Here is a 24,330-nt window from a genome sequence, read left to right as displayed (position 1 = left end):
TTCGAAAAATCGATGACAATCTGTGATGCAAAGCATTCCAACATTTCGTGCGCGGCGATCGCTTCGGCCATGGTCAATGCGCGCGTGGGGCATTACTTCACACACTCTTCTTCCGACCTCGAACATTCGGCTGCTCTTTGCGCACGTTCTTTCCCCGTTTCGTGTTGATGCTCGGCAATATCGTCACGGGCCTCGCCGTGCTGGCGCCGGCGGGCATGCTGGCCGACCTGGCCACGGGTCTCAATGTCGGCATTCATGAAGCCGGTCTGCTGGTGACCTACGGCGCCGTGGTTCTGTGCATCGGCTCGCCGGTGATGGCGTGGCTGACGACCCGCATCGATCGCCGCGTGCTTCTCGTCGCCACGCTGGCGGTGATGGCTGTCGGCCAGACGTTGTCCGCTTTCGCGCCGAATTACGCGACGATTCTCATCGTGCGCGTCGCCATGCTGACCATCGCCGCGATCTTCACGCCGCAGGCCGCCGCGGCGATCGGCTTGATCGTGCCGGAGAAGGAGCGCTCGAGCGCCATCTCGTTCGTGTTTCTCGGCTGGTCATTGGCGGTCGCCGGCGGCCTGCCGCTGATCACGTTCATCGCCACGCATCTCGGCTGGCGCATGGCGTTCGGCATTCTCGGCGCCGCCGCCGTCGTGGTGGCGCTGCTGTCGTATTTCGCTCTGCCGCGTGGTTTGCAAGGCAAGCCGCTGTCGCTTCTGAGCTTCGCCGAGATCGGACGCAGCAAGCGCATCGTCTCGATTCTCTTGCTCACTTTGGTTCAGACGTCCGGCCAGTTCACCGTCTTCATCTACTTCGCGCCGTTGCTCGTGGCTTTGGCCGGTGCCGACGCCACGACCATCGGCGGCTTCTTCGCGTTGTATGGTGCGACGGGTCTGCTCGGCAACATCATCGCCAGCGCGGTCGTGACGCGGTTCGGCATCGAACGCACCCTCGCGGGCTGTTTGGCGGCGATCGTCATCGGCATGGCTTTGTGGGCGGCCGGCGCTGGTTTGCCTGCCGTGATGGGAATCGGCGTCGGCATCTGGGGCCTCGGCTTCGCCTCGATCAATTCGATGCAGCAGGCGCGCCTGGCGGTGGCCGCGCCCGACCTCACGAGCGCGTCGATCGCCATGAACACGTCGATCCTCTATGTCGGGCAGGCGATCGGCTCGGGTGTCGGCGGCGCCTTGTTCGCCACCGGCCATGTGCATCTCGTCGGCTATACCGGTTTCGCGCTTATCGTGGCCGCCGCCGTGCTGCTCGTCTTCACGTGGCAGCAGCGGCCGGCCGCGCAGCGTTAAGTCAGTCCGCCGGGATGTAGCGAAGGGTTCCGGCGCGACGCGTCGGTTTGCCGGTGTCGTTCGTGTGATTGACGCCGTCCATGACGGGCACCTCGGCGAAATCGAACGGGCTCACCCCATCCAGACAGGCCACGTTGACGGCGTAAAGCGTCGTGTCGGATCGCCGTTGATGGTGCGTGTATATTCCGCAGCGTGAACAGAAGAAGTGCTGCGCCGCTCCGGTGTGGAAACGATAGGTCGTCAGCGCGTCCTCGCCCTGCAGGATCTTGATCCCGCCCATCTCCGCCATGGCAACGACGGCGCCGCGCATCCGGCAATAAGAGCAAGTGCAGCGGCGGATCGAATTGAAGCCGTCGCTGAGCGTCACCTCGAAACGCACGGCGCCGCAATGGCACTGGCCGGTCCGGACATGCGCGTCGTTCGTCATGTGGTCTCCTGTCTCCGTTCGGGTCGCTTCGAAGCCAGCGCGCCGAAACCGGAACAGTCCCTCAGACGGATCGAGTGCCGAGCCGCGAGACCGCCGCGGCCGGCGTGATCGCACGCGCATAGCCGAGCCTGTCGAAGTCGCGCTCATACGCGCGATAGACGCAGTTGGCCAGTTCGGATGTGTAATAGCTGATCCACGGCTTGTGCTTGGATGCGTTGAAGTGTCGGAGCACGGCCGGTCGTGTCGCCGCGGCGATGCCGACATGGTCGAGGACACGCTCGACGTCGGTGTGGAAGCGCTCAGCGCGGCCGACGAAATCCAGGGCGATGCCCGGCATGCTGATGAGATCGTCCTGCAATTGCCAATGGGCGTCGACTCGGCGCTCGGCGGTCGCCGCCGCGAAATGCACGAACTGGGCAAAGGACAAGGTCGCGTCGGCGCCGGCCGGCAAAGACGGATCGACGATGCCGCGCCATGCGAGATAGGTTTCGATAAACGCGTCGCCCGGCACCAGCGGCTTGTTTTGGAACTTGTCGGCCCAGGCGGAAACCAGCCGCGCATAAGGATTGCGCACGAAGGTGAAGCGCAACGTGTCGGGCGAAGTGGCCAATCGATAGAACGACGAGATGCCGATCCGCGCCGGCGTCTGCAATCCCGTATGTCGGCGATTGTGCAGCTTGCGCGCGGCGACCGATCGCCGTCCGTTCAGCGTGGCGAGCAGGGCCTTGACGCTGGTGGAGGCGGATTTCGGCACGCAGACATAGATCAGCCGATGCTGCGGCAGCACGTCGATATGGGCGTTCGGTCTGTAGCCGCGTTCGATCAGCGTGCGGAAGAAGGAGCCCGCGCGGGGATCCGTCAGGCGATCGCGGCAATTGACGATGTGCGCGCGGGCGTTATCGACACAGTAGTGTACGCGGCGGAGAAGACAGGCAGGTGTTTGCAACTTGCGGCTCGACAATTGATCGAGACGCCCCTGAACACCGAATTATCTCTTGCTCGGTGTTCAGGGAAGCAGGAAACAACCGCGTTTACAGAATTTAATATGCCCGAAACACTTTGTTACACGCAGGTTTTTCAGGCTTTTTGCGTTGCCTGGATCGCGCTCCAGATCGACGACGGTGTCATCGGCATCTCGATGTGACGGATGCCGTATTCGGATAACGCGTCGATCACCGCGTTGGCGACCGACGGCAGGCCGCCCGACGTGCCGGCTTCGCCGCAGCCTTTGGCGCCGATCGGATTGCTCTTGGTCGGCACCGGATGATGCGCGACCTCGATCATCGGCGCGTCGTGCGCGCGGGGCATCGCGTAGTCCATGAACGAGCCGCTGACGAGCTGACCGTCGTTGTCGTAGACGGCCTTCTCCAGCAGCACCTGGCCGAGGCCTTGCACCACGCCGCCCTGGATCTGGCCTTCGACCAGCATCGGATTGACGACGGTGCCGAGATCGTTGACCGCGGAATACTTCACGACGCGCGTTTCGAAGGTGTCGGCATCGATCTCGACCTCGGCGATGTGGCAGCCGTTCGGAAAGGCCGACGGCAGCGGATTGCTGAGCGTGTGATCGACGTCGAGCGAGGCGGGCGCGCCATCCGGCAGCTTGAGGCCGCCGCGCAGCTTGGCGGCCAGCTCCATGAGGCCGATCGAACGGTCGGTGCCGGCGATGACGAAGCTGCCGTCCTTGAATTCGATGTCGCCGGCGGAGGCTTCCAGCACGTAAGAGGCGGCCTGCTTGCCGCGCTCGATGACGAGCTGCGCCGATTCAACGATGGTCGCCGACGCGAACATGATCGAGCGCGAGCCGCCGCTGCCGCCGCCGAAGGTGACGATATCGCTGTCGCCTTCCTCGAGCCGGATGCGGTCGAACGGAATGCCGAGCTGGTCGACGAGCACCTGCGCGTAGGCGGTGGCGTGGCCCTGGCCGTAGTCGAGCGTGCCGCAGACGATGGTGACGGTGCCGTCGTCGTTGAAGCGGATGTTGCCGAGCTCCTTGCCGCCGCCGGCGGTGACCTCGAGATAACAGCCGATGCCGATGCCGCGCAGCTTGCCGTTCTTCTTGCTCTCGCGCTTGCGCCGGGCAAAGCCCTTGTAGTCGGCCATCTCCAGGGCCTGCTTGAGCACGGCGGGGAAATCGCCGCTGTCATAGGTCATGTCGGACGCCGCCTTGAAGGGCAGGTCGCGCGGCTTGATCATGTTGCGCTTGCGCAATTCGATGCGGTCGATGCCGAGCTCCGCCGCGGCGATGTCGAGCGCGCGTTCGATGTAATAGTTGCCCTCGGGGCGGCCGGCGCCGCGATAGGCGGAGACCTGCGTGGTGTTGGTGAACACGCACTTGGCCGACACCTCCAGGAGCGGCGTGCGATAGACGCCGACCACGTTTTTCGTGACGTTGAGCGTCGGCAGCATGGGGCCGAACGCGCCGAGATAGCCGCCCATGTCGCCATAGCCGGTCAGCCGGACGGCGAGGATCTGCGCGTTGTCGTCGAACGCGATCTCGACGTTCATGTCCTGCGCGCGCCCGTGGTGGTCCGAGACGAAGGAGCCCGAGCGCTCGTCGGTCCACTTCACCGGACGGCCAAGAACCTTGGCGGCGTGCAGGATGCAGACATATTCGGGATAGACCGGCGCCTTCATGCCGAACGAGCCGCCGACCTGACCGGTGACGACGCGCATTTTCTCGGCCGGGATCTTCAGGATATCCATCAACGCGGTTTTGACGCCGTGCACGCCCTGTGTGCAGGAGGTAAGCGTCCACTTCGCGGAGCCGGCTTCGAATTCGCCGATGGCGACGCGCGGTTCCATCGGCGCGATGATCATGCGCTGGTTGGACGTGCGCAGATGCGTGACGTGCTTGGCCTTGGCGAAGGCCTCGTCGACCTTGGCGGTATCGCCGAAGTGAAAATCGAGCGCGACGTTGTTCGGCACTTCGTCATAGACGAGGGGGGCGCCGGGCTTGCTGGCCGCTTCCGGATCGAGCACGACCGGCAACGGATCGATGTCGACGGCGACCGCCTCGGCGGCGTCCTTGGCCTGTTCGACGGTCTCCGCGATCACGCAGGCGATCGGATCGCCGACGAAACGCACCTTGTCGGCGGCGAGGGCGGGGCGCGGCACGTAGCGGATGGGCGAGCCGTCGCGGCTCTTCAGCGGCACATTGCACTTCAGGCCGCCGTATTCCTTCAGGTCAGCCGCCGTCAGCACGGCGAGCACGCCAGGCATGCCCTTGGCGGTCTCGATGTCGATCCCGCGGATGACGCCGTGCGCCTCGCGCGAACGCACGATCGCCGCATAGGCCTGCCCCGGACGGTTGACGTCGTCGGTATAGCGGCCTTCGCCCTTCACGAGCTTGGGGTCCTCGGTGCGCCGAACCGGCTGACCGACGCCGAACTTGGTGAGCGTGAGCGCGGCTTCGGAGGTACGTTCGTCCATGTCGGGGGCTTTCGGTCGAGAATTGTGCGGCAAACCGTTGAAATAGGGCAGTGCCGCCGGTTCCACAATACGGCATGACGGGACCGAGGGTTGCGTCAGGCACTGACGCTGTTAGACTTTTGATGAAAATGGAACATTGCCGACGCGGCCGGCGGCCCAAGGGCCCGCGCGGCGGTAGAAGGGTTTGGTTTTTATGAGCGGCGAGGCCGGGGATGTCCCAGGCCTCGACCCTGCCATCAATCGGGTGCCGCCGGAGCGGTCCCGGTGGGGTCGGCGGTCGTCTGGCGAACAACGGAACGGCTCCGAGCACGATCGGGGCGGGTCGACTTATGCCGCGCTCGATCTCGGCACCAATAACTGCCGCCTGCTGGTCGCGCGGCCGGCCGGCGACGGGTTCCGTGTCGTCGACGCCTTTTCCCGCATCGTCAGGCTGGGCGAGGGCGTGTCGCTCACCGGCCGTTTGAGCGACAAGGCGATCGATCGGGCGATGGAAGCCCTCGCCATCTGCCGCACCAAGATGAAGAACCGCGGCGTCACGCGCGCGCGGCTGATCGCGACGGAGGCCTGCCGCGCCGCCGAGAACGGCGCCGCCTTCCGCGATCGCGTCGCGGACGAGCTCGGCCTGATGCTCGAGGTGATCGACCGCGAGACCGAGGCCTGTCTCGCCGCCACCGGCTGCACGCCGCTGATCGATCCGCAGGCCGAAGGCGCGGTGCTGTTCGATATCGGCGGCGGTTCGTCCGAACTGGTGCGGCTCGAGCAATCGCAGCGGACGCGGCGCGGGCCGCCGCTGCCGCAGATCCGCGGCTGGGTTTCGCTGCCGACCGGTGTCGTGACGCTCGCCGAGCGCCACGGCGGCATCCGCGTCACGCGCGAGAGCTACGAGCGCATGGTGCAGGAAGTGTTCGGCCTGATCGGTCCGTTCCTGGCCGAGCATGGCATCAGCAATCTGCGCGGCATCCACATGCTCGGCACGTCCGGCACGGTGACGACCATCGCCGGCGTGCATCTCAATCTGCCACGCTACGATCGCAACCGTGTCGACGGCTGCTGGATGAACGCGCAGGAGGTCAACGCGGTGGTCGATCGGCTGCTCGACATGAGCTACGACGAGCGCGCGGCCTCGCCCTGCATCGGTGCCGAGCGCGCCGATCTGGTGCTGGCCGGCTGCGCGATCCTGGAAGCCATTCGCCGCGCCTTTCCGTGCCAGCGTCTGCGCGTTGCCGATCGTGGCTTACGCGAAGGCATGCTGGTGCAGATGATGCGCGACGACGGCGCCTGGGGCGGCGAGCAGGCGGCGGCGTTGTGATTTTCGTCTTTCCGGGCGCGCCGAAGGCGCGGACCCGGAATCCAGCCGAGCAGAGAGCGGTTCTGGATTCCGGGTTCGCGTGCTACGCACGCGCCCCGGAATGACCGAGGACTTTTGAGACATGGCCAAGAAAACCAGCAGCGGCACCCGCGCCATGAAGGTGCAGGTGAAGACCGGCGGCAAGCGCTCGCTGTCGTCGAAGCTGTGGCTGGAGCGCCAGCTCAACGATCCTTACGTCGCGCGCGCCAAGCGCGAGGGCTTCCGCTCGCGCGCCGCCTTCAAGCTGATGGAGATCGACGACAAGGCGCGCTTCCTGAAGAAGGGCGCGCGCGTGGTCGATCTCGGCGCCGCGCCCGGCGGGTGGAGCCAGATCGCCGCCAAGCGCGTCGGCGCGCCGGCCGAAGGCAAGGTGGTGGCGATCGACATTCTCGACATGGAGCCGGTGCCGGGCGTCATGTTCGCCAAGCTCGACTTCCTCGACGCGGCGGCGCCGGACAAGTTGAAAGAGATGCTCGGTGGTCCGGCCGATGTGGTGCTGTCCGACATGGCGGCGAATGCGACCGGCCATGCGCGCACCGATCATTTGAAGATCATGGCGCTGGTCGAGCTTGCGATCGAGTTTGCCCGCGAGGTGCTGGCGCCGGGCGGCGCGTTCCTCGCCAAGGTCCTGCAGGGCGGCACCGAAGCGAACCTGCTGGCCGCGCTCAAGCGCGACTTCGCCAAAGTGCAGCACATCAAACCGCCGGCCAGCCGCGCGGATTCGGCGGAGCTGTATCTGTTGGCGACCGGATTTCGGGGATCCAGCGAGCGCATTTAGCGTGTAGCCCGCATGAGCGCAGCGAAATGCGGGGGGCATTCGATCAGGTCCCGGATTTCGCTTCGCTCATCCGGGCTACAGGATCCGCACTCGTCCGGGCAGCGCTACCGCCACACGTCGCTGAAGGTGGCCTTGCGCGAGGGCTCGGTGCCGGCGCGGTAGTAACGGATTTCCGGCGGCGCGTAATAGGTGCTCGCGCGCCGTTCGGCCGCGCGCCGTTCCACGAGCTTGCGCTTGATCTGACGTTCACGGCGCTCTTCCGCTTCGAACTCGCGCTTGAGCTTCCGTTGATAAGCGCGTTCCTGCGCGGTCATCGTGCGCTCGCGGGCGTTCGGCGGCGGCGCTGGTTCGGTCGCCCGGACTTGCTTGGGCGGCGCTACCGGAGCCGGCGGGACCGCGGCAGCGCGCTGTGGCGCTTCGCTCTTCGCCTTCGGCGCTTCGACCTTGGCCTTGGGCTCGTCGGCTTTGACGTCGGGCTTGGCTTCGAGCTTCGGCTCGCTCTTGGCCTCTACCTTGGCCTCACCCTTCGACTCGATCTTCGGCTCGACTTTGGGCTCGGCCTTGGCCTCGTGTTGCTTCGGCTCGGCCTTGGTTTTGGCGGCGACGCGCGGCTCCGGCTTGCGCATCTGCGGCGGTGGCGGAGGCGGCGGCGTCAGGCGCGCGACAGCCGCGCGTGCGTCGGCGAAATTGGCGTCGCGCGCGACCGCCTGCTTGTAATCGGCAAGCGCCTTGTCGCGCTGATGCTCCTGCTCGCGCGCGAGCCCGCGCTGATAATAAGCCTGGGCATTGCCGGGCTCGGCCGCGATGAGACGGTCATAGTCCTCGGCCGCCTTGGCGTAGCTCTTGATTTCCATCAGCGCCGCGGCGCGGGCGCGCACGACCTGCATGTTCTTCGGCTGCTTGGCGAGCAGCGCATCGTAGTCGCCGATCGCGCCCTGCATGTCGCCGGCCTCCTGGCGCAGCGCGGCGCGTGCGGTCAGCCCGGCGATATTGGCCGGATCGCGCTTGAGCGCCTCGTTCAGATCGGCGAGGGCGCCGTTCTTGTCGCCGGCGGCGTTGCGCAAGAAGCCGCGGTCGAAATAGTCGCTGGTCTGGGCGCTACGCTTGATCGCTTCGCCCAGATCGTCGATGGCATGCGCGGCATCGCCCTTCGACTTGTACAACGCGGCGCGCGCGCGGAAGGTCGCGGCGCCGACCGCGCCGAGATCGATGGCGCGGCTGAGATCCGCCATCGCGCGATCGGGATCGTTCTTGGCGAGATAGATCTGGCCGCGCTCGATGAAGGCCGCGCTGTCCTTGGAGTCGGCGGTGAGCACCTGCTCCAGATCGGGCAGCGCCTTGGCGTAATCCTTCTTGCGCGCGTAAGAGACGCCGCGCAGCGTCAGCGCGTCGCGGTTGCCGGCCTCTAACCTGAGCATGGCGTCGGCATCGGCGATGGCGCCGTTGAAGTCGCCGTCCTCCAGACGCAGATTGCCGCGCACGCGCAGGCCGTTCAGCGTCGGATTGCCTTTCAGCGCGCGCCCGACGTCGGCATAAGCGCGCTTGCGATCGCCCTTGGCGACATAGGCCTCGGCGCGCAGGCGATAGATCAGCGCCTGGTTTTCATCGGCGTCGAGCGCCCGGTCATAGGCCTCGATCGCGCGGTCGACATTGCCCTTCTTGCGCCAGAGCGCGGCTTGCGCGGTCCACGCGTCCAAGCTCTTCGGCTTCAGGCGCGCGGCTTCCTGATAGTCGCGCAGCGCGCCGTCGATATCGTTCGCGCCCTCGCGGGCCTTGGCCCGCAGCATGTAATCGCCGGGGTCCTTGTCGATCTCGATCGCGTGGTCGAAATCGGCGATGGCGCGGGCGTAGTCCTGCTGGCGCAGATACATTTCGCCGCGGCCGCTATAGGGGCCGGAGCGGTTGGCGCCGAGACTGATCGCCTTTTCGTAATCCTCCAGCGCGCCTTGGGTGTTGCCGAGGTCGCGCCGCAAGGTGGCGCGGCTGGTGTAAGCGGAGGCTTCGTTGGGATCGAGGTTGATGGCCTTGTCGTAGTCGGTCATCGCCTGTCCGTAATTGCCGCGCGCGTACCAGGCGTTGCCGCGGTTCTGGTAGGCGGGGGCGAAGTTCGGCGCGAACTGGATGGCGTTGTTGAGATCGCCGATCGCGTGCGCGACGTCGCTGCGATCGAGATAAGCGAGGCCGCGCAGTCCATAAGCGACGCCGAGCGGCTCGCCTTTCAGACGGCCCGACTTCAGCGCGGCGGTGCAGGCCGCGATGCGTTTATCGGCGAGGTTTTCGGTTTGCGTGGCGCAGACGCGCAGGTCGCGCGTGAGCGACGGCGAAGCTTCGACCGCGCCAACAACAAGGATCGCCGCGACAGCGGTCCCCATCAGCAGCCATTGTGCAGTCGCGTTACGCATGTGTGCACTTTACCGGAATAGGCGGGCCGATGTTTTTGACCCAGCTCATTAACCATAGTCAGCCGCAAAATTACGCCGCCGCCAATGTCTTTACAGGGGGCGATATCCAAATATGGTTAACGAGAAGTGGTAATATAGTGGGCTAGCTCGCGCGCTTTTCCTGCGGTTCGGCGGCGACGAGGCTGGGCCGGGCCGACATTTCGGCGCCGGCATCGGGCGCGAGCCGGGCAAAGAAGAACACCGACAGACCGGAAACGACCGCGACCGCGAGGAAGGCGGGCGGGAAGTCGGCGGCGTCGAAGGTGGTGCCGCCGCGCAGATGCAGGGTGAACTCGACCGCCATCGCGCCGACGGCGACGCCCGACGAGATGGCCAGCTGTTGCGCGACGCTGACCAGCGACGTGGCGCGGCCGGCGCGCTGCGGGTCGACCTCGGCGTAAGCGAGGGTGTTGATGCTGGTGAACTGCAGCGAGCGGAAGAAGCCGCCGACGAACAGCAACAGCAGCATCACCCAGATCGGCGTCTCTGCGGTGAAGAAGGCGCAGACGCCGAGGAAGACGGCGCTCACCACCGCGTTGATGGTCATCACGTTGCGGAAGCCGTAGGCGCGCAGGATCCAGGTCGTCGCCCACTTCATGCCGAAGGCGCCGAGCGCGGTCGCGAAGGTGACGAGACCGGATTGGAACGGCGTCATGCCGAAGCCGATCTGCAGCATCAGCGGCAGCAGGAACGGCAGCGCGCCCAAGCCCAGGCGGAAGATGAAGCCGCCGACGACGCTGGAGAAAAAGGTCGGCAGCCTGAACAGCGTCAGATCGAGCACCGGATTGGCGATGCGCCGCGCATGCGCGAGATAGGCGACGATGAAGCAGGCGCCGCCGACGACCAGCGCCACGACGATCCACAACGGCAGGAAGTTCAGGCCGAGCACCGACAGGCCGAAGGCGACGCCGGCGATGCCGAGGCCGGCGAGCACCATGCCGACGAGGTCGAAGCGCTCGCGCTCATCGGCCCTCACGTCGGGGATAAAGCGCAAGGCGAGGACGATCCCGAGCACGCCCATCGGGATGTTGATCAGGAAGATCCAGTGCCAGCTCGCATAGGTGGTGATGAAGCCGCCGATCGGCGGGCCCAGCACCGGGCCGATCAGCGCCGGCGTCGACACCCAGGCCATCGCGCCGATCAGCTCGCGGCGGTCGATGGTGCGGACCAGCACCATGCGTCCGACCGGCGTCATCATGGCGCCGCCCATGCCCTGCACGATGCGGGCGATGACGAAGTCGGTGAGGCTGGACGACAAGGCGCAGCCGATCGAGCCGATCATGAAGACGGCGATGGCGGCGCTGAACACGGTGCGGGCGCCGAAGCGGTCGGCGGTCCAGCCGCTCGCCGGGATGAAGACCGCGAGCGAAAGCAGGTAGGAGGTGACGGCCAGCTTCAGCGCCAGCGGATTGGTTCCGATATCGGTCGCGATCGCCGGGAGCGACGTGGCGATCACGGTCGAGTCCATGTTCTCCATGAACAGGGCGACCGCGATGATCAGCGGTACGATACGGTCACGGCGCATGAACGCGGGATCCCGGCGGGGGCGTTTCGGTAAGCGGCGGCATGTAACGGCGGACAGGGCGATTTGGATAGGGCTGGCCGTTCGCTATCAACCCTGGGGCGAGGGCGGAAGGAAGGCGGAAAGCACCTGTGCGCAGTCATGCCAGCCATCCGCGAATGTCCTAGGAATCGGGAAATTACCGTGCTATCGACCACCGCCAACCCAAAAGCGGGCCGATCGTCGGGCGAGGGAATCCTCTCGCAACGGGCTGTCATAACCCTCCGGCCGGCCGAATGCCCCTGATGCGGGCGACACGGAGTTGGCGATGGCCAGAAACAATCAGAGCCCGCGCGAAGCGCTTACTTTCGACGACGTGCTGATCAGGCCCGGCCTGTCGGAAGTGATGCCGGCGGACGTGGATATCCGCTCGCAGATCACCCGTTCGATCAGCGTCAATTTGCCGATCATCGCGTCGGCCATGGACACGGTGACCGAGACCGAGATGGCCATCGCCATGGCGCAGGCCGGCGGCATCGGCGTCATCCACCGCAACATGGAGCCGGAAGAGCAGGCGGCGCAGGTCCGGCAGGTCAAGAAATTCGAGAGCGGCATGGTGGTGAACCCGCTCACCATCGAGCCGACGGCGAAGCTGCAGGAAGCGCTCGACCTGATGAAGGCGAACCGCATCTCCGGCATTCCCGTCGTCGAGAACGCGTCGAGCAGCAAGCCCGGCAAACTGGTCGGCATTCTGACCAACCGCGACGTGCGCTTTGCCGACGATCCCGAGCAGCGCGTTGCCGAACTGATGACCAAGGACAAGCTCATCACCGTGCGCGAGGGCGTGAGCCAGGACGAGGCCAAGCGTCTCCTGCACCAGCACCGGATCGAGAAACTGCTGGTGGTCGACGATCAGTATCGCTGCGTCGGCCTCATCACCGTGAAGGACATCGAGAAGGCGGTCGCCAATCCGAACGCCTGCAAGGACGAGCAGGGCCGTCTGCGCGTCGCCGCCGCGACCACGGTCGGCGACAAGGGCTTCTTCCGCACCGAGGCGCTGATTGCCGCCGGCGTCGACCTCGTCGTCGTCGACACCGCGCACGGCCATTCGCAATACGTGCTCGACGCGGTCAGCCGCATCAAGCGGCTGTCGAACGCGGTGCAGGTGGTGGCCGGCAATGTCGCCACCGCCGACGGCGCCAAGGCGCTGATCGATGCCGGCGCGGACGCGATCAAGGTCGGCATCGGACCGGGTTCGATCTGCACCACGCGCATCGTCGCCGGCGTCGGCGTGCCGCAGCTCACTGCGATCATGGATTGCGTCGAGGCGGCGCAGAAGACCGGCACGCCGGTGGTCGCCGACGGCGGCATCAAATATTCGGGCGATCTCGCCAAGGCGATTTCGGCCGGCGCCCATGTGGCGATGATCGGTTCGCTGCTCGCCGGCACCGACGAGACGCCCGGCGAGGTGTTCCTGTATCAGGGCCGCTCGTACAAAAGCTATCGCGGCATGGGCTCGGTCGGCGCGATGTCGCGCGGTTCGGCCGATCGCTACTTCCAGCAGGACATCAAGGACAGCCTCAAGCTGGTGCCGGAAGGCGTCGAAGGGCAGGTGGCGTACAAGGGTTCGGCCTCGACCGTGCTGCATCAGCTCGCCGGTGGCCTGCGCGCCGCCATGGGCTATGTCGGCGCCAAGACCATCGCCGCCATGCACGAGAAGGCCGAGTTCGTGCGCATCACCGGCGCCGGTCTGCGCGAGAGCCACGTGCACGACGTGACCATCACCCGCGAGAGCCCGAACTATCCGGGCGGGGTGTAGCCGCGCTTTCCCTCCCGGGGCGAAGCGCGATGAGATAGCGTGCGGGTTCCCTCCCCGACAGGGGAGGGTGGCGCCGACAGGCGCCGGGTGGGGATTGCCATGCCACCATCGCGTGCGCGCGAATTGCGAAAATCAATGACGCCGCAAGAGGTGAAGCTGTGGCTTCGCCTTCGTGAATTGCGCGCCATTGGCCATCATTTTCGGCGGCAGTCGCCGCTGAAGCCTTATGTCGTCGATTTCGAGTGCCGCAAGTCGCTTCTCATCGTGGAGGTCGACGGTCATCAGCACGGTTTCGACGAGCATCGACAACGCGATGCCGTTCGCGACCAGGCGTTGGAGCGGCGAGGATATAAGGTCTTGCGTTTCTCGAACGCGGAAGTGAGCCACGAGATCGAAGGCGTGATGCAAGCCATATATCTGGCATTGACGAATCCCCACCCGGCCGCGCGCATGCGCGCGCGTCCACCCTCCCCTGGCGGGGAGGGATAAGCGCATCTCACACTCTGGCTGGGTGGGATAAAGAGCGCGCGTCCGCCCGACTAAGCTAGGCTCCCCGCGATCGCTGCGATGCCGGCGTCGGCGCATTCTTCGTCGTGCACGCTGCCGGGCGAGCCGGCGACACCGATGGCGCCGATCAGTTCGCCTTTGGCTTGGATCGGCACGCCGCCGCCGACGATGAGCACATCGTTTAGATAGACGAGGTGCGGATCGGGCTCGCCCGAGCGTTCGTCGATGGCCTTCGACGCCTTAGAGGTGCGCGCGTTCATGCTCGCCGCGGTGTAGGCCTTGCGGCGGGCGGAATCGACGAGATGCGCGCCGCCGTCGTCGCTCTTGAGCAGCACGAGCAGGCGGCCGGCGCGGTCGGTGACCGCGACGGCAAAGCGCGGATAGCCGCGCCGGCGGCTTTCCTCGAGCGCAGCCTTGGCGGCGACGAGCGCAAGGTCGACGCCGATATTGTGCTGCGTGAGGATGTCGCCCATCGCCGCCTCACTTGCCGTCGAGGAATTTGACGATCAAATCGACGGTCTGCTTCGGCTGTTCTTCCATGATCCAGTGGCCGGAGTTCTTGACGATGCCGCCTTGGACGTTGGTGGCGACATCGCGCATCACGACCGCCTGGGTATCGCCGAAGGAGTGATCGGCCCCTAACGCCAGCACCGGCATCGGCAGTTTGGTCTTCTGGAATTCGACGTTGTCGGCGCGGTCCTTGGTGTTGAAGGTGGCGAACTGCTCGAAGGCGTAATGCATGTTGCCGGGGCGGGCATAGAGCCGCGCATAGTGCCGGCGGGTGGCTTCGTCGATCGCCTTCGGGTTGGCCGACAGCTCGTTGTAGAAACGGTCGAGATAGATGCGCTCGCGGCCCTTCACGAGGCGGTCGACGTCGGGACCGCGGAAGTTGAAGTGCCAGAGCAGGGGGCTTTTGAGGATCTCGTCCCAGGGGCCGATGCCGGGCAGCGGCGCGTCGATGATCACCCATTTGGTGATGCGCTGCGGATATTGCGCGGCCAGCGCATAGCCGACCATGTTGCCGATGTCGTGGGTGACGAGGTCGGCCTTCTCGACTTTGAGCGCGTCCATCACCTTGGCGATGTCCTGGCCCTGCGTTTTCTTGTCGTAGCCGCCCTTGGGCTGCGACGACAGGCCCATGCCGCGCAGGTCGGGCACGATCACGGTGTGGTTCTTGTAGAGCGCGCGGGCGGCCGGCGCCCACATGTCGCCGGTATCGCCGAAGCCGTGCAGCAGCACGACCGCCGGACCTTGCCCGCCGACGCGGACGTAAAGGGTCGCGTCGTTGGCCTTGATGCGTTCCACGCGGAACGAGGACGGGAAGGATTCCATCCGCGCCTGTGCAGGCAGAGCGGAGAGTGCCGCCGCGGCGCAAAAGGCTGCGGCGAGAACACGGGATGGCGTGCGCATTGAGAGCCCCACTGGTTGAGTAGGGTGACTATACAGGAGTACCGTACAAAGGAAATGACGCCGCTTTTATGCCATGAAAGTCCGGCGACCGCGCACCTGCCCAAGCGATCCGCCTTTTCGTTGCAACCGTCCGAGGTGATGCCGATGCCGATCCCGGTTATTTTGATGCCGCTGTTCGTCGAGGTGCTGCTGACGTTCGGCTTGCTGATCTGGCTGGTGGTTCGGCGGTCGAACGATTTAAACGGGGGCGTGCGACCGGCCGAGATCGCGCTCGGTCAACCGAACTGGCCGGCGCGGACGCTGCAGGTCGGGAACAGCTACGCAAGCCAGTTCGAATTGCCGGTGCTGTTCTATGTCCTGACCATCCTGTCGATCATCACCCGCCACGCCGATATCATCTTCGTCGTGCTCGCCTGGGTCTTCGTGCTCTTGCGCTTGGCCCATGCTTACGTGCACACGACCGGCAACAATGTCCGCGTCCGTGGTTCGCTGTTCGCGGTCGGCATGCTGGTGCTGCTGATCATGTGGGTGATCTTCATCGTCCGCATCCTGCTTGGCTTACCGTAAGGGCGGTTCGCGCCTTTTTCCGTTGTAATCGCCGCCGGCAAAAGCTACGCCGCCGTCATGACACCCGCCGCCCGCGTTTCCGCCGCCATCGAAGTCATCGACGCCATCGAACGTGAGCGCCGGCCAGCCGCCGACGCCCTCAAGAGTTGGGGTTTGGCACATCGCTTTGCCGGCTCGGGTGACCGCGCGGCGATCGCGGGGCTCGTTTACGACGCGCTGCGCCGCCGCGCCTCGAGCGCGCATCTGATGGGTGCGGAGACGCCGCGGGCGATCGTTCTCGGCATGCTCCGGCGCGAGCGCGACCACGACACGGACGCGATCGCCAAACTCTGCGACGGTGCGCGCTTCGCGCCGGCGCCGCTGACGGAAGATGAGCGCAAGCATCTCGATGTCGCCGACCTGTCCGGCGCTCCCGCCCATGTCGCGGGCGATTATCCGGAATGGCTCGATCCGTATTTCAACGCGTCGTTCGGCGACGAACGCGCGGCGGAGGGGGCGGCGCTGGCGTCGCGCGCGCCGCTCGATCTGCGCGTCAACACGCTCAAGGGCGAGCGCGACGAGGCGGCGGCGATGCTTGCCGACCTCAAGCCGGACGCAACGCGCTGGTCGCCCTGGGGCCTGCGCATCCGGCTGTCGGCCGAGGCCAAGAGCCCGCCGATCCATGCCGAACCGGCTTTCCTGAAAGGCTTCGTCGAGGTGCAGGACGAGGGCTCGCAACTCGCGGCCTTGTTCTCCGGCGCCAAGCCGGGCGAACAGGTGCTCGACCTTTGCGCCGGCGCCGGCGGCAAGACCCTGGCCCTCGCGGCGATGATGCAGAGCAAGGGACAGCTCTTCGCCACCGACGACGACAAGCGGCGGCTGGCGCCGATCCACGACCGGCTGAAACGCTCGGGCGCCCGCAATGCGCAGGTGCGCACGCCGAAGTCGATCGGCAGCGAGATCGACGATCTCAAAGGTCACATGGACCTGGTGCTGATCGATGCGCCTTGCACCGGGACAGGCGCCTGGCGCCGCAACCCGGACGCCAAATGGCGGATGCGGCCGGGCGCGCTCGAGCAGCGCGTCAAGGAACAGGCCGAGATTCTCGACCGCGCCCTGACCTTCGTTAAGCCGGGCGGCCGCATCGCCTACATCACCTGCTCGGTTCTGGACCAGGAGAACGGCGCGCAGGTGCGTTCCTTCCTCGGCCGCCATGGCGGCTGGGCGCTGGTGCCGCCTGTCGATGTCGCGGGCGCGCTCGGCGAACGCGCTTTCATGTTCAGCAAGGCCGCGCGGCTTGCGCCCGAAGGTATTCTCATGACACCGCGGCTGACCGATACGGACGGGTTCTTCGTGTCGCTTCTACGTCACACGGGCTGACTTAAAGTTCATTGTCGCGTTCGGGAAACTGAATTCCCCGATTGCGCCGCAATCCCGGCCCAAATTTTCCCGGATAATTTCGTGACTGAGCGTCGCGACGATCTTTCTCATTGAGGCTTCCCTTCCATGCTGGTGGCGACCCGCGATCCCATGCACCATTCGGGAGCGCCCGATCCGTCGTCCCATCGGGATGACCGCATCCATGTGCCGCCGCCGCGCACGGCGCGGGTGTTGAGCCTCCTGCAACTGGCCGGCTCGTTCCTGGCGATCCCGGTCGCGCTCGGCAGCGCCTACTCGGTCTACAACGCCAACTTCTCGCCCGACACGCAGTGCCAGCAACTGCGCGCCAGCATCATCGCGATGATCGACAAGAAGATCGATGCGGCCACCCGGCGCATGCTGGTGCGGCGCGACGTCGAGACCTTCGAGAAGTCGTGCGGCGCGTTCGATCCCGACGCCAAGGCGGCGTTCGTGACGCTGCTGCAGGCCCAGCCGCGCACCGTGCCGGAGCGGCCGGTGGCGGCGCCCAAGGCCGACGTGGCCAAGGCCGAGGCGGTCAAGGCCGAGGCGGCCAAGGTGGAGGCAGCCAAGGCGGAGCCGGTTAAGGCCGAGCCCGCGCGGACCGAGGTGCGCAAAATCGAGATCGCCCGGCCGGAGCCGGTGAAAGCCGAGGCGCCGAAGCCTGAGGTCGCCAAGGCCGAGCCGGTGAAGAGCGAAGCCGTCAAATCCGAGGCGCCGGCCAGGGAAGTGGCGCGCAAGCCGGAGGCGCGGTCGACGGCCGTCGCCAAACAGGCGGCGCCCGCGGCGGCCGAAACCGAAGCGTTCGACCCGGCGGTCAACGATGCGCGCTGGCTCGACGCCGTGCGCGGCGCGCTGGTCTCGCACGACGGTGCCCGCGAGGCTGCCGCGATCATGAAGCCGCGTGCGCCCGCCGAAGAGGCGCCGGCCTTGCGCAGCAGCGTCGCGCCGACGGCAGCGGCCGTGCAGCCGGAAGTGACGGCGCCGGCTTTGCCGCCGGCCACGGCCGTTGGTGAAGCGCCCGCGCCGTCGCAGCGTGCCGCCGCCAGCGGCGACGATCACCCGGTGCCGCCGGGAGCGATCCCCGACCAGCCGCCGCTCGATATCGCGCAGGCGGGCAATGGCGAGAAGCGCTCGTCGAGCTGGATCTCGAACATCCCGCTCGTCGGCCAGATTCTGGATAAGTAGCAGTCGTCCCCGCGCAGGCGGGGACCCATAACCTCTGCACTATCGAGGGACTGCGGCGTATGGGTCCCCGCCTTCGCGGGGACGACAGCAATTACTTCTGCGGCTGCCAGTCGGCGATCGTGATCATGTCGGCTTCGACCTGCCAGCGGCCGATGCGCTCGGGCTTGCGTTCGGCCTGCGTCAGGCGGCCGAGATATTCACGGCGCGGCACTTCGCGGAAGCCCATGTCGCGCGTCGTCGGCGTCATCAGCTTGCCGTCGTTGAAGGCAAAGCCCCAGCGCGCGAGGTGCCAGTTGAGCACCGTGAAGCCGATCTTCGACGTGTTCGACTCTTTCGAGAACTGCGACTCGGTGACGAAGCTGTTGCCGACGGCAAGGCCGTAACCGCCGCCGACCAGATCGCCGCGCTCATTCCACACTTCGAACGAATGCGCGTGACCGGCATCGAAGGCCTGCGCGAAGGCGTGCATGATGCGCGGCGTGATCCAGGTGACGTGCCAGCGCCCCGTGCGCGCGCCGGCGCAGGCTTTGATCACGCCCTCGAAGTCGCGATCGAAGGTGACGGTGTAGCGGCCCTGGCGCATCTGGCGGCGCAGGCGCTTGGCGACGTGGAATTCCTCGAAGAACAGCAGCGAGCGCGTCGGCGGCGACCACCACTTGAGCGGGCCGAGATGCGCGAAGGGATAGAGCCCGCGGCGATAGGCCGACAGCAGGGTCGGCAGCGACAAGTCGTGCACGATGCCGGCGAGGCCGAGCGGATTATCGAGCGCGCGTTCGGGATCGGGCAGCGCGTAATCCGGCGCCATGAACTCGTCGAACGCCATGCGCATCAGCGCCGGCAGGCCGCCGATGCGCGAGGGCATCAGCGCCCAGGCTGTGCCGAGACCCCAGCGCTCCATCGTCTCGAGGAAGGACTCGCGAAACAGCCTGTCGCGACGGGCCGTTCCGGCGGAGGGCGCGACCGGCATTGTCAGGCGCTGGGTCTCGAAAGCCATGGATGCTCCGGCTTCTGCCGGCTGTGAACAAGCCGGATTTCCAGCATTTTCTAAGCATGCATGGGGCTAAAATTGAGTTACCCGGAAGGCAGGAATATGGTTGACGCGTCCTCACGAAGTCCGCAAAACGCCGTCCCGGACGGTGCGCCAAGCCCTAATCCGGCCAATTTTAGGGGCACATAGCCGTCCATGTCCGACACATTTTCCCACGACAAAGTTCTGATCGTCGATTTCGGCTCCCAGGTCACCCAGCTGATTGCGCGGCGGGTGCGGGAGGAAAAGGTCTATTGCGAGATCGTGCCGTTTCAGAAGGCGGAAGCGGCATTCAAGGAGATGAAGCCTAAGGCGGTGATCCTGTCCGGCGGCCCGGCCTCCGTGCACGAGGTGAACGCGCCGCTGGCGCCGAAGGCCATTTATGACGCCGGCGTGCCGGTCCTCGGCATCTGCTACGGCGAGCAGGCGATGGCGCAGCAGCTGGGCGGCAAGGTCGAGGGCGGCCATCATCGCGAGTTCGGCCGCGCCGAGGTGGAAGTGACGTCCGACTCGCCGTTGCTCGACGGCGTGTGGGAGAAGGGCCAGAAGTATCCGGTCTGGATGAGCCACGGCGACCGCGTCACCGAACTGCCGCCGGGCTTCAAGGTGCTCGGCACGTCGCCGAACGCGCCGATTGCCATGATCGGCGACGACAAGCGCAAGTTCTACGCGACGCAATTCCATCTCGAGGTCGTGCACACGCCGCACGGCGCCTCGCTGCTGCGCAACTTCGTGCGCAAGATCGCCGGCCTGTCCGGCGACTGGACCATGCGCGCCTTCAAGGAAGAGGCGATCGAGAAGATCCGCGCGCAGGTCGGCAAGGGCAAGGTGATCTGCGGTCTGTCCGGCGGTGTCGACTCGGCGGTCGCCGCCGTGTTGATCCACGAAGCGATCGGCGATCAGCTCACCTGCGTGTTCGTCGACCACGGTCTCTTGCGGCTCGCCGAGGCGCAGAAGGTCGTGGCGCTGTTCCGCGACAGCTACAACATCCCGCTGGTGCACGTCGACGACAGCGACGTGTTCCTCAAGGCACTCGACGGCGTCGACGATCCCGAACAGAAGCGCAAGATCATCGGCAAGCTGTTCATCGACGTGTTCGAGAAGGAAGCCAAGAAGATCGGCGGCGCCGAATTTCTCGCGCAAGGCACGCTCTATCCCGACGTGATCGAAAGCGTGTCGTTCACCGGCGGGCCGTCGGTGACGATCAAGTCGCACCACAATGTCGGCGGTCTGCCCGAGCGCATGAACATGAAGCTCGTCGAACCCTTGCGCGAACTGTTCAAGGACGAGGTGAGGGCGCTCGGCCGCGAGCTCGGCCTGCCGGAAGCGTTCGTCGGCCGTCATCCGTTCCCGGGGCCGGGCCTCGCCATCCGCGTGCCCGGCGCGATCACCAAAGAGAAGCTCGATATCCTGCGCCTCGCCGACGAGATTTATATCGAGGAAATCCGGAGAGCCGGTCTCTACGACGACATCTGGCAGGCCTTCGCCGTGCTCTTGCCGGTGAAGACCGTCGGCGTGATGGGCGACTTTCGCACTTACGATTACGTCGTCGGCTTGCGCGCCGTGACCTCGGTCGACGGCATGACCGCCGACTTCTATCCCTTCGACATGCGCTTCCTCGGCAACGTCGCGACGCGCATCATCAACGAAGTGAAGGGCGTCAACCGCGTCGTGTACGACGTGACCAGCAAGCCGCCGGGCACGATCGAGTGGGAGTAGGGGGATACATCCGGATAGTTTTGGATACTGTAGCGTAAGTTGCTCCGTCGACAGCACGGAATAGTGATTGAGCGCCATGGCCGACACGCTCGGCAATGCCAGCTTCACTTCTCTGGATCATCGCGGTTATAGCGCGGCGCTGAGAAAGTCGATGAGGCTGAACGGCGCGCGCTCACCCAGGCAAAGGTCCAGTACTCGATGCGCGTCGATGGCGGCGGTCTCGCTACGCGAGAACATCGCCGCCTCATAGATGGTCAGCGCATTCTCGATGTCTCCAGGCCGAGCGGCTATGGCCTCGCCGAGCTCGGCCCCGTCAAGCATCGCCAGGTTTGCGCCGTCGCCGGCCGGCGGCGACAGATGCGCAGCGTCGCCGAGCAGCGTAACGCCTGGCGTGCGATCCCATCGGTGACCAACCGGCAGCGCGTTGATCGCTCGCAGGACCGGCGCCGTGTCGCTGTCGGTGATCAATGTGGTGAGAGCCGACGTCCATCCGTCGAATTCGGCTGCTATCCGGGCTTTGGCAGTTGCCGCGTTGTTGAAGTCGATCTTGGCAAACCACGCCGCCGGTCGCATCAGTTGAACGTAGGTGTGGAGCACGCCAGCCGGCTCGCGGTGCGCGGTGATCCCCTTGCTCGGTTCGAGCGCGAACATACCGCCGGCTCCGACCGCCGCCGCCGTTGCGGGGAAGCGCCGATCAGCGTCATGCAGATAGGTCTCGACGTAGGACACGCCGAGATAGGCGGGTTCCGCGTCTGACAGCAGCGGGCGCACCTTGGACCAGGCGCCATCGGCGCCGACGAGCAACTCGGTCTCTACAGCCGAGCCATCGGTGAACGTGAGCTGGTGACGACCCGCGCCAAGCGACTCGGCGCCAGCGAGCTTTCGCCCCCACCGGACCGTCCCGGCAGGCAAGGAGTTGATGAGTATCCGCCGCAGGTCGCCCCGGAGCACCTCGGGACGCCTGCCATCTCCAGGCTGGTCGAGCAGCACATCGCCGTTTCGATCGAGCGCGCGCGTCGCGTCGCCACCCTCGTGAACGATTGCGCGAAATGCGTCCGTCAGGCCGGCGGCAGCGAGCGCGCGCTGACCGTCGTGTTCGTGAACGTCAAGCTGGCCGCCTTGGGTGCGGGCATGCGGGGAGGGCTCTGCCTCATAGATCGTGACGGGGATGCCGTGAACGTGGAGCACGCGGGCGAGTGTCAGGCCGCCCAGGCCTGCACCGACAATGGTAACGGAAGTGGTCATGGGGCGCCCGGGAATAATTGGAACGTTGTTCCATAGCAGAGATTGGAACGGCGTTCCAGATATGTCATGGTTGGCGCATGTCTAAACGAGCCCAGCGGATCGTGCGGCGCGCTGACGCCCTTTCCAAGGCGCGCATTGTTGAGGCTGCAATCGAGATTCTCGATGCGCGCGGGGAGGCCGCTCTGACATTTCGGGCGCTGGCGACACAGCTGGAGACCGGCAGCGGCGCGATCTTTTGGCATATTGGCGACAGGAACGGCCTGCTTGCCGCCGCGACGGGCGACGTTCTCTCCCGCGCCCTGGCGAAAGTGGCCAAGGAAGCGGCGCCAAGGGCCGCGATCCGCGCCATCGCGCTCGCGGTCTTCGATACTATTGATGCTCACCCTTGGGCTGGCGCTCACCTTTCCCGTGAGCCATGGCATTCCACGGTTGGAGAGATCTTCGAACGCATCGGCGAATGGCTCCAGCCGCTTGGTGTTCCTGTGGATGCACAATTCGACTGCGCCTCGGCGCTGACGAACTACATCCTCGGTGTGGCCGGCCAGAACGCGGCCAACGCCCGCACGCTTCCAGGCGGAACGGATCGCAAAGCGTGGCTGGAGAGCATGGCCACTGGCTGGATTCAGGATGATCCTGACTCGCGTCCATTTCTGCGGCAGGTGGCGGCACAGCTGAGCGAGCATGACGATCGCCAACAGTTCGTCGCCGGCGTCGACTTCATCCTGGCGGGCGCGTGCGCCAAGTGAGACGCCTATCCTTCGGTGGTTGGAGGATTTTTGATGCAGTCCAAACTTTGCCCATTCGCGTAGGTGTCCGATCCTGCCAACGCTGACGGTACTTTTGGGTGTGACATGGGTTTGGACGTCAGATCTGGAATGGCGCACAAAGAGCCGATAGTAGTCGATAGATGGTCTGCGGCGCTGGGGGAAAATTCTTCAACGAAATCTGGATTTGTAAATTCCTGACGGGTCCCGAGCCGGTAGTATTTGAATGGAGAATATTTTCCGCAATGAGTTCAGATGGTTGATATGGCCCCGAACAATCGAGTGGGAGTGAGGGCGAGCGTAGGTTCGGATGCTGCAGGATACTGCGGTGTAGAATCGGCGTTTCCGATGTCGCGATAGATACCGAACAATGTCCGCATGGGGTTCGCTGCCGGGCCGCGTTCGGGCCGCCAGTACGCTAAAGTGGACACCGATCAAAGGCCCAAGGCTTTGCGAGCGAGTTGGCGATCAAGCCAAGGCGAGCATTATCGGTCTCCGGTGCTCCGAGTCAGGATCGCGCGTTCGCGATGTGATCGGTCACCGTGTCGATGAAGGCTCGCAGGCGGTGAAGACGCCTCATGTCCCGATGATAGCCCATCCAGATATCCCGTGTCGGTGGCTCCGCCGGCAGGTTGAGCCTGCGTAGGCCAACCACTTGATTGCCGACGACTTGCGGCAGGACGGCGATGCCGATGCCCTGGCGGCACATGCGACCCTGCACATTCCGGTTGTTCGAACGCAGGACGGGCCGGGCATTTGGGAAGCTTTCCGTGAGCCACGCGATATCCGGGAATTGGCCTGTCGATGTGTCGTGGGTTATGAGCCGAAAACCGGCTCCATCGCCATATATCGGCTCCGGTGAGTCAACCGCCACGTAGACTCCGTAGGCCAGTTGGATCAGCCGACGCTGTACGACATCGGGGCTATCGAAGGGGACAATCCGGAAGGCGATATCGGCCTCTCGCTGAGCGAGGCTGAACAAGCGCGTGCCCGTCAGAATCTCGACATCGACGTGAGGATAGGCCTTCGCATAATCGCTGATGATTGGCGGCAGGACGTAGGCGCCGAACCAATCGGCGGAAGATATGCGCAACGTACCCTGAAGATTTTGCTCCTGCCCGGCGAGCCGCCGTTCCATGGCCAGGGCGCCTTCTTCCATCTGCTCCGCCAGAGGGATGATGGCGTTGCCTTCTTCGGTCAGAATGAAACCGTCGACCGTTCTCTGAAACAACGTATGGCCGGTTGCCTGTTCGAGAGCCCGAAGTCGACGTCCAATCGTTGGATGGCTCAGGTGAAGCGCACGGGCGGCGCCGCCGAGCGTGCCCGATCGAGCCAAGGCCAAGAAAATCCTGACGTCATTCCACTCCATTGGCGCCCCGCACAAAAATGAACGGCGAGCGTACGATACTGTCAGTTATAGAACAAATCTAATCGCCTAAGTTCTCCTCATCCGGTGCGGCCGGTCCGGGCCAGTGGTGCCGGATA

General features: G+C 65.5%; 20 protein-coding genes. 10 read left to right on the top strand and 10 right to left on the bottom strand.

Annotated elements, in window-relative coordinates; all coding sequences use genetic code 11:
• Nucleotides 1-137 precede the first annotated feature (137 nt).
• A complete protein-coding gene (locus DW352_RS08770) occupies nt 138-1,295 on the top strand; it encodes an MFS transporter (protein ID WP_342634900.1) in 1,158 nt (385 codons plus the stop codon).
• 1 nt (nt 1,296) lies between these two features.
• Here DW352_RS08770 and DW352_RS08765 read toward each other — a convergent pair whose 3' ends face one another.
• From DW352_RS08765 to DW352_RS08755, 3 genes are all read right to left on the bottom strand, one after another.
• Nucleotides 1,297-1,722 (bottom strand): GFA family protein, encoded by a 426-nt coding sequence (locus DW352_RS08765; protein ID WP_115690401.1) that lies wholly within the window; start codon nt 1,720-1,722, stop codon nt 1,297-1,299.
• Between the two features lie 61 nt (nt 1,723-1,783).
• Nucleotides 1,784-2,668 carry a sulfotransferase family protein gene (locus DW352_RS08760; RefSeq protein ID WP_162826864.1) on the bottom strand — a complete coding sequence of 295 codons (885 nt, stop codon included), beginning with the start codon at nt 2,666-2,668 and terminating at the stop codon, nt 1,784-1,786.
• Nucleotides 2,669-2,799: 131 nt separating this feature from the next.
• Nucleotides 2,800-5,154, bottom strand: a complete 2,355-nt coding sequence (locus DW352_RS08755; protein ID WP_115690397.1) for a xanthine dehydrogenase family protein molybdopterin-binding subunit — start codon at nt 5,152-5,154, stop codon at nt 2,800-2,802.
• Nucleotides 5,155-5,347: 193 nt separating this feature from the next.
• Between DW352_RS08755 and DW352_RS08750 the strand changes: the two genes are divergently transcribed.
• Both DW352_RS08750 and DW352_RS08745 read left to right on the top strand, forming a co-directional pair.
• Nucleotides 5,348-6,463 (top strand): Ppx/GppA phosphatase family protein, encoded by a 1,116-nt coding sequence (locus tag DW352_RS08750; RefSeq protein WP_115690395.1) that lies wholly within the window; start codon nt 5,348-5,350, stop codon nt 6,461-6,463.
• Nucleotides 6,464-6,584: 121 nt separating this feature from the next.
• Nucleotides 6,585-7,280, top strand: a complete 696-nt coding sequence (locus DW352_RS08745) for an RlmE family RNA methyltransferase (RefSeq protein ID WP_115690393.1) — start codon at nt 6,585-6,587, stop codon at nt 7,278-7,280.
• A gap of 104 nt (nt 7,281-7,384) precedes the next feature.
• On the opposite strand, the gene DW352_RS08740 is transcribed toward DW352_RS08745, so the two are convergent.
• Together DW352_RS08740 and DW352_RS08735 are read right to left on the bottom strand one after the other, a co-directional pair.
• Nucleotides 7,385-9,682 (bottom strand): tetratricopeptide repeat protein, encoded by a 2,298-nt coding sequence (locus tag DW352_RS08740; RefSeq protein WP_115690391.1) that lies wholly within the window; start codon nt 9,680-9,682, stop codon nt 7,385-7,387.
• 142 nt (nt 9,683-9,824) lie between these two features.
• A complete protein-coding gene (locus DW352_RS08735; protein WP_115690389.1) occupies nt 9,825-11,246 on the bottom strand; it encodes a DHA2 family efflux MFS transporter permease subunit in 1,422 nt (473 codons plus the stop codon).
• 304 nt (nt 11,247-11,550) lie between these two features.
• Between DW352_RS08735 and guaB the strand changes: the two genes are divergently transcribed.
• Together guaB and DW352_RS08725 are read left to right on the top strand one after the other, a co-directional pair.
• Entirely contained in the window at nt 11,551-13,041 is a 1,491-nt protein-coding gene (gene guaB, locus DW352_RS08730) for an IMP dehydrogenase (RefSeq protein ID WP_115690387.1), read from the top strand.
• Nucleotides 13,042-13,140: 99 nt separating this feature from the next.
• On the top strand, nt 13,141-13,530 hold the full coding sequence (locus tag DW352_RS08725; RefSeq protein ID WP_115690385.1) for an endonuclease domain-containing protein: 390 nt from the start codon (nt 13,141-13,143) through the stop codon (nt 13,528-13,530).
• Between the two features lie 50 nt (nt 13,531-13,580).
• Here DW352_RS08725 and DW352_RS08720 read toward each other — a convergent pair whose 3' ends face one another.
• Both DW352_RS08720 and DW352_RS08715 read right to left on the bottom strand, forming a co-directional pair.
• Nucleotides 13,581-14,021, bottom strand: a complete 441-nt coding sequence (locus tag DW352_RS08720) for a GlcG/HbpS family heme-binding protein (RefSeq protein WP_115690383.1) — start codon at nt 14,019-14,021, stop codon at nt 13,581-13,583.
• A 7-nt stretch (nt 14,022-14,028) separates the two neighbouring features.
• Nucleotides 14,029-14,958 carry an alpha/beta fold hydrolase gene (locus tag DW352_RS08715; protein WP_245434369.1) on the bottom strand — a complete coding sequence of 310 codons (930 nt, stop codon included), beginning with the start codon at nt 14,956-14,958 and terminating at the stop codon, nt 14,029-14,031.
• Between the two features lie 144 nt (nt 14,959-15,102).
• On the opposite strand from DW352_RS08715, the gene DW352_RS08710 reads away from it, so the two are divergent.
• The 3 genes from DW352_RS08710 to DW352_RS26735 all read left to right on the top strand — a co-directional run bounded on the left by DW352_RS08710 (nt 15,103) and on the right by DW352_RS26735 (nt 18,090).
• Entirely contained in the window at nt 15,103-15,525 is a 423-nt protein-coding gene (locus DW352_RS08710) for an MAPEG family protein (protein WP_115694314.1), read from the top strand.
• Nucleotides 15,526-15,582: 57 nt separating this feature from the next.
• Nucleotides 15,583-16,884, top strand: a complete 1,302-nt coding sequence (locus tag DW352_RS08705) for an RsmB/NOP family class I SAM-dependent RNA methyltransferase (protein ID WP_115690379.1) — start codon at nt 15,583-15,585, stop codon at nt 16,882-16,884.
• Between the two features lie 126 nt (nt 16,885-17,010).
• Nucleotides 17,011-18,090 carry a hypothetical protein gene (locus DW352_RS26735; RefSeq protein ID WP_162826863.1) on the top strand — a complete coding sequence of 360 codons (1,080 nt, stop codon included), beginning with the start codon at nt 17,011-17,013 and terminating at the stop codon, nt 18,088-18,090.
• Between the two features lie 91 nt (nt 18,091-18,181).
• On the opposite strand, the gene aat is transcribed toward DW352_RS26735, so the two are convergent.
• The gene (gene aat, locus DW352_RS08690) at nt 18,182-19,084 is read right to left on the bottom strand and encodes a leucyl/phenylalanyl-tRNA--protein transferase (protein WP_115690375.1); all 903 of its coding nucleotides are present in this window, start codon (nt 19,082-19,084) and stop codon (nt 18,182-18,184) included.
• A 189-nt stretch (nt 19,085-19,273) separates the two neighbouring features.
• On the opposite strand from aat, the gene guaA reads away from it, so the two are divergent.
• Nucleotides 19,274-20,836, top strand: coding sequence for a glutamine-hydrolyzing GMP synthase (gene guaA / locus DW352_RS08685; protein ID WP_115690373.1), 1,563 nt, complete (start codon nt 19,274-19,276; stop codon nt 20,834-20,836).
• A gap of 126 nt (nt 20,837-20,962) precedes the next feature.
• On the opposite strand, the gene DW352_RS08680 is transcribed toward guaA, so the two are convergent.
• A complete protein-coding gene (locus DW352_RS08680; protein WP_115690371.1) occupies nt 20,963-22,081 on the bottom strand; it encodes an FAD-dependent oxidoreductase in 1,119 nt (372 codons plus the stop codon).
• 77 nt (nt 22,082-22,158) lie between these two features.
• Between DW352_RS08680 and DW352_RS08675 the strand changes: the two genes are divergently transcribed.
• Nucleotides 22,159-22,827 (top strand): TetR/AcrR family transcriptional regulator, encoded by a 669-nt coding sequence (locus tag DW352_RS08675; RefSeq protein WP_115690369.1) that lies wholly within the window; start codon nt 22,159-22,161, stop codon nt 22,825-22,827.
• 526 nt (nt 22,828-23,353) lie between these two features.
• Here DW352_RS08675 and DW352_RS08670 read toward each other — a convergent pair.
• Nucleotides 23,354-24,214 (bottom strand): LysR family transcriptional regulator, encoded by an 861-nt coding sequence (locus DW352_RS08670; RefSeq protein ID WP_115690367.1) that lies wholly within the window; start codon nt 24,212-24,214, stop codon nt 23,354-23,356.
• Between the last annotated feature and the right edge of the window lie 116 nt (nt 24,215-24,330).

This window comes from Pseudolabrys taiwanensis (genome assembly GCF_003367395.1).
Classification (GTDB): Bacteria; Pseudomonadota; Alphaproteobacteria; order Rhizobiales; family Xanthobacteraceae; genus Pseudolabrys; species Pseudolabrys taiwanensis.
Note: the sequence above shows the minus strand (reverse complement) of the source record. Positions and strands in the feature narration are given on the sequence as shown.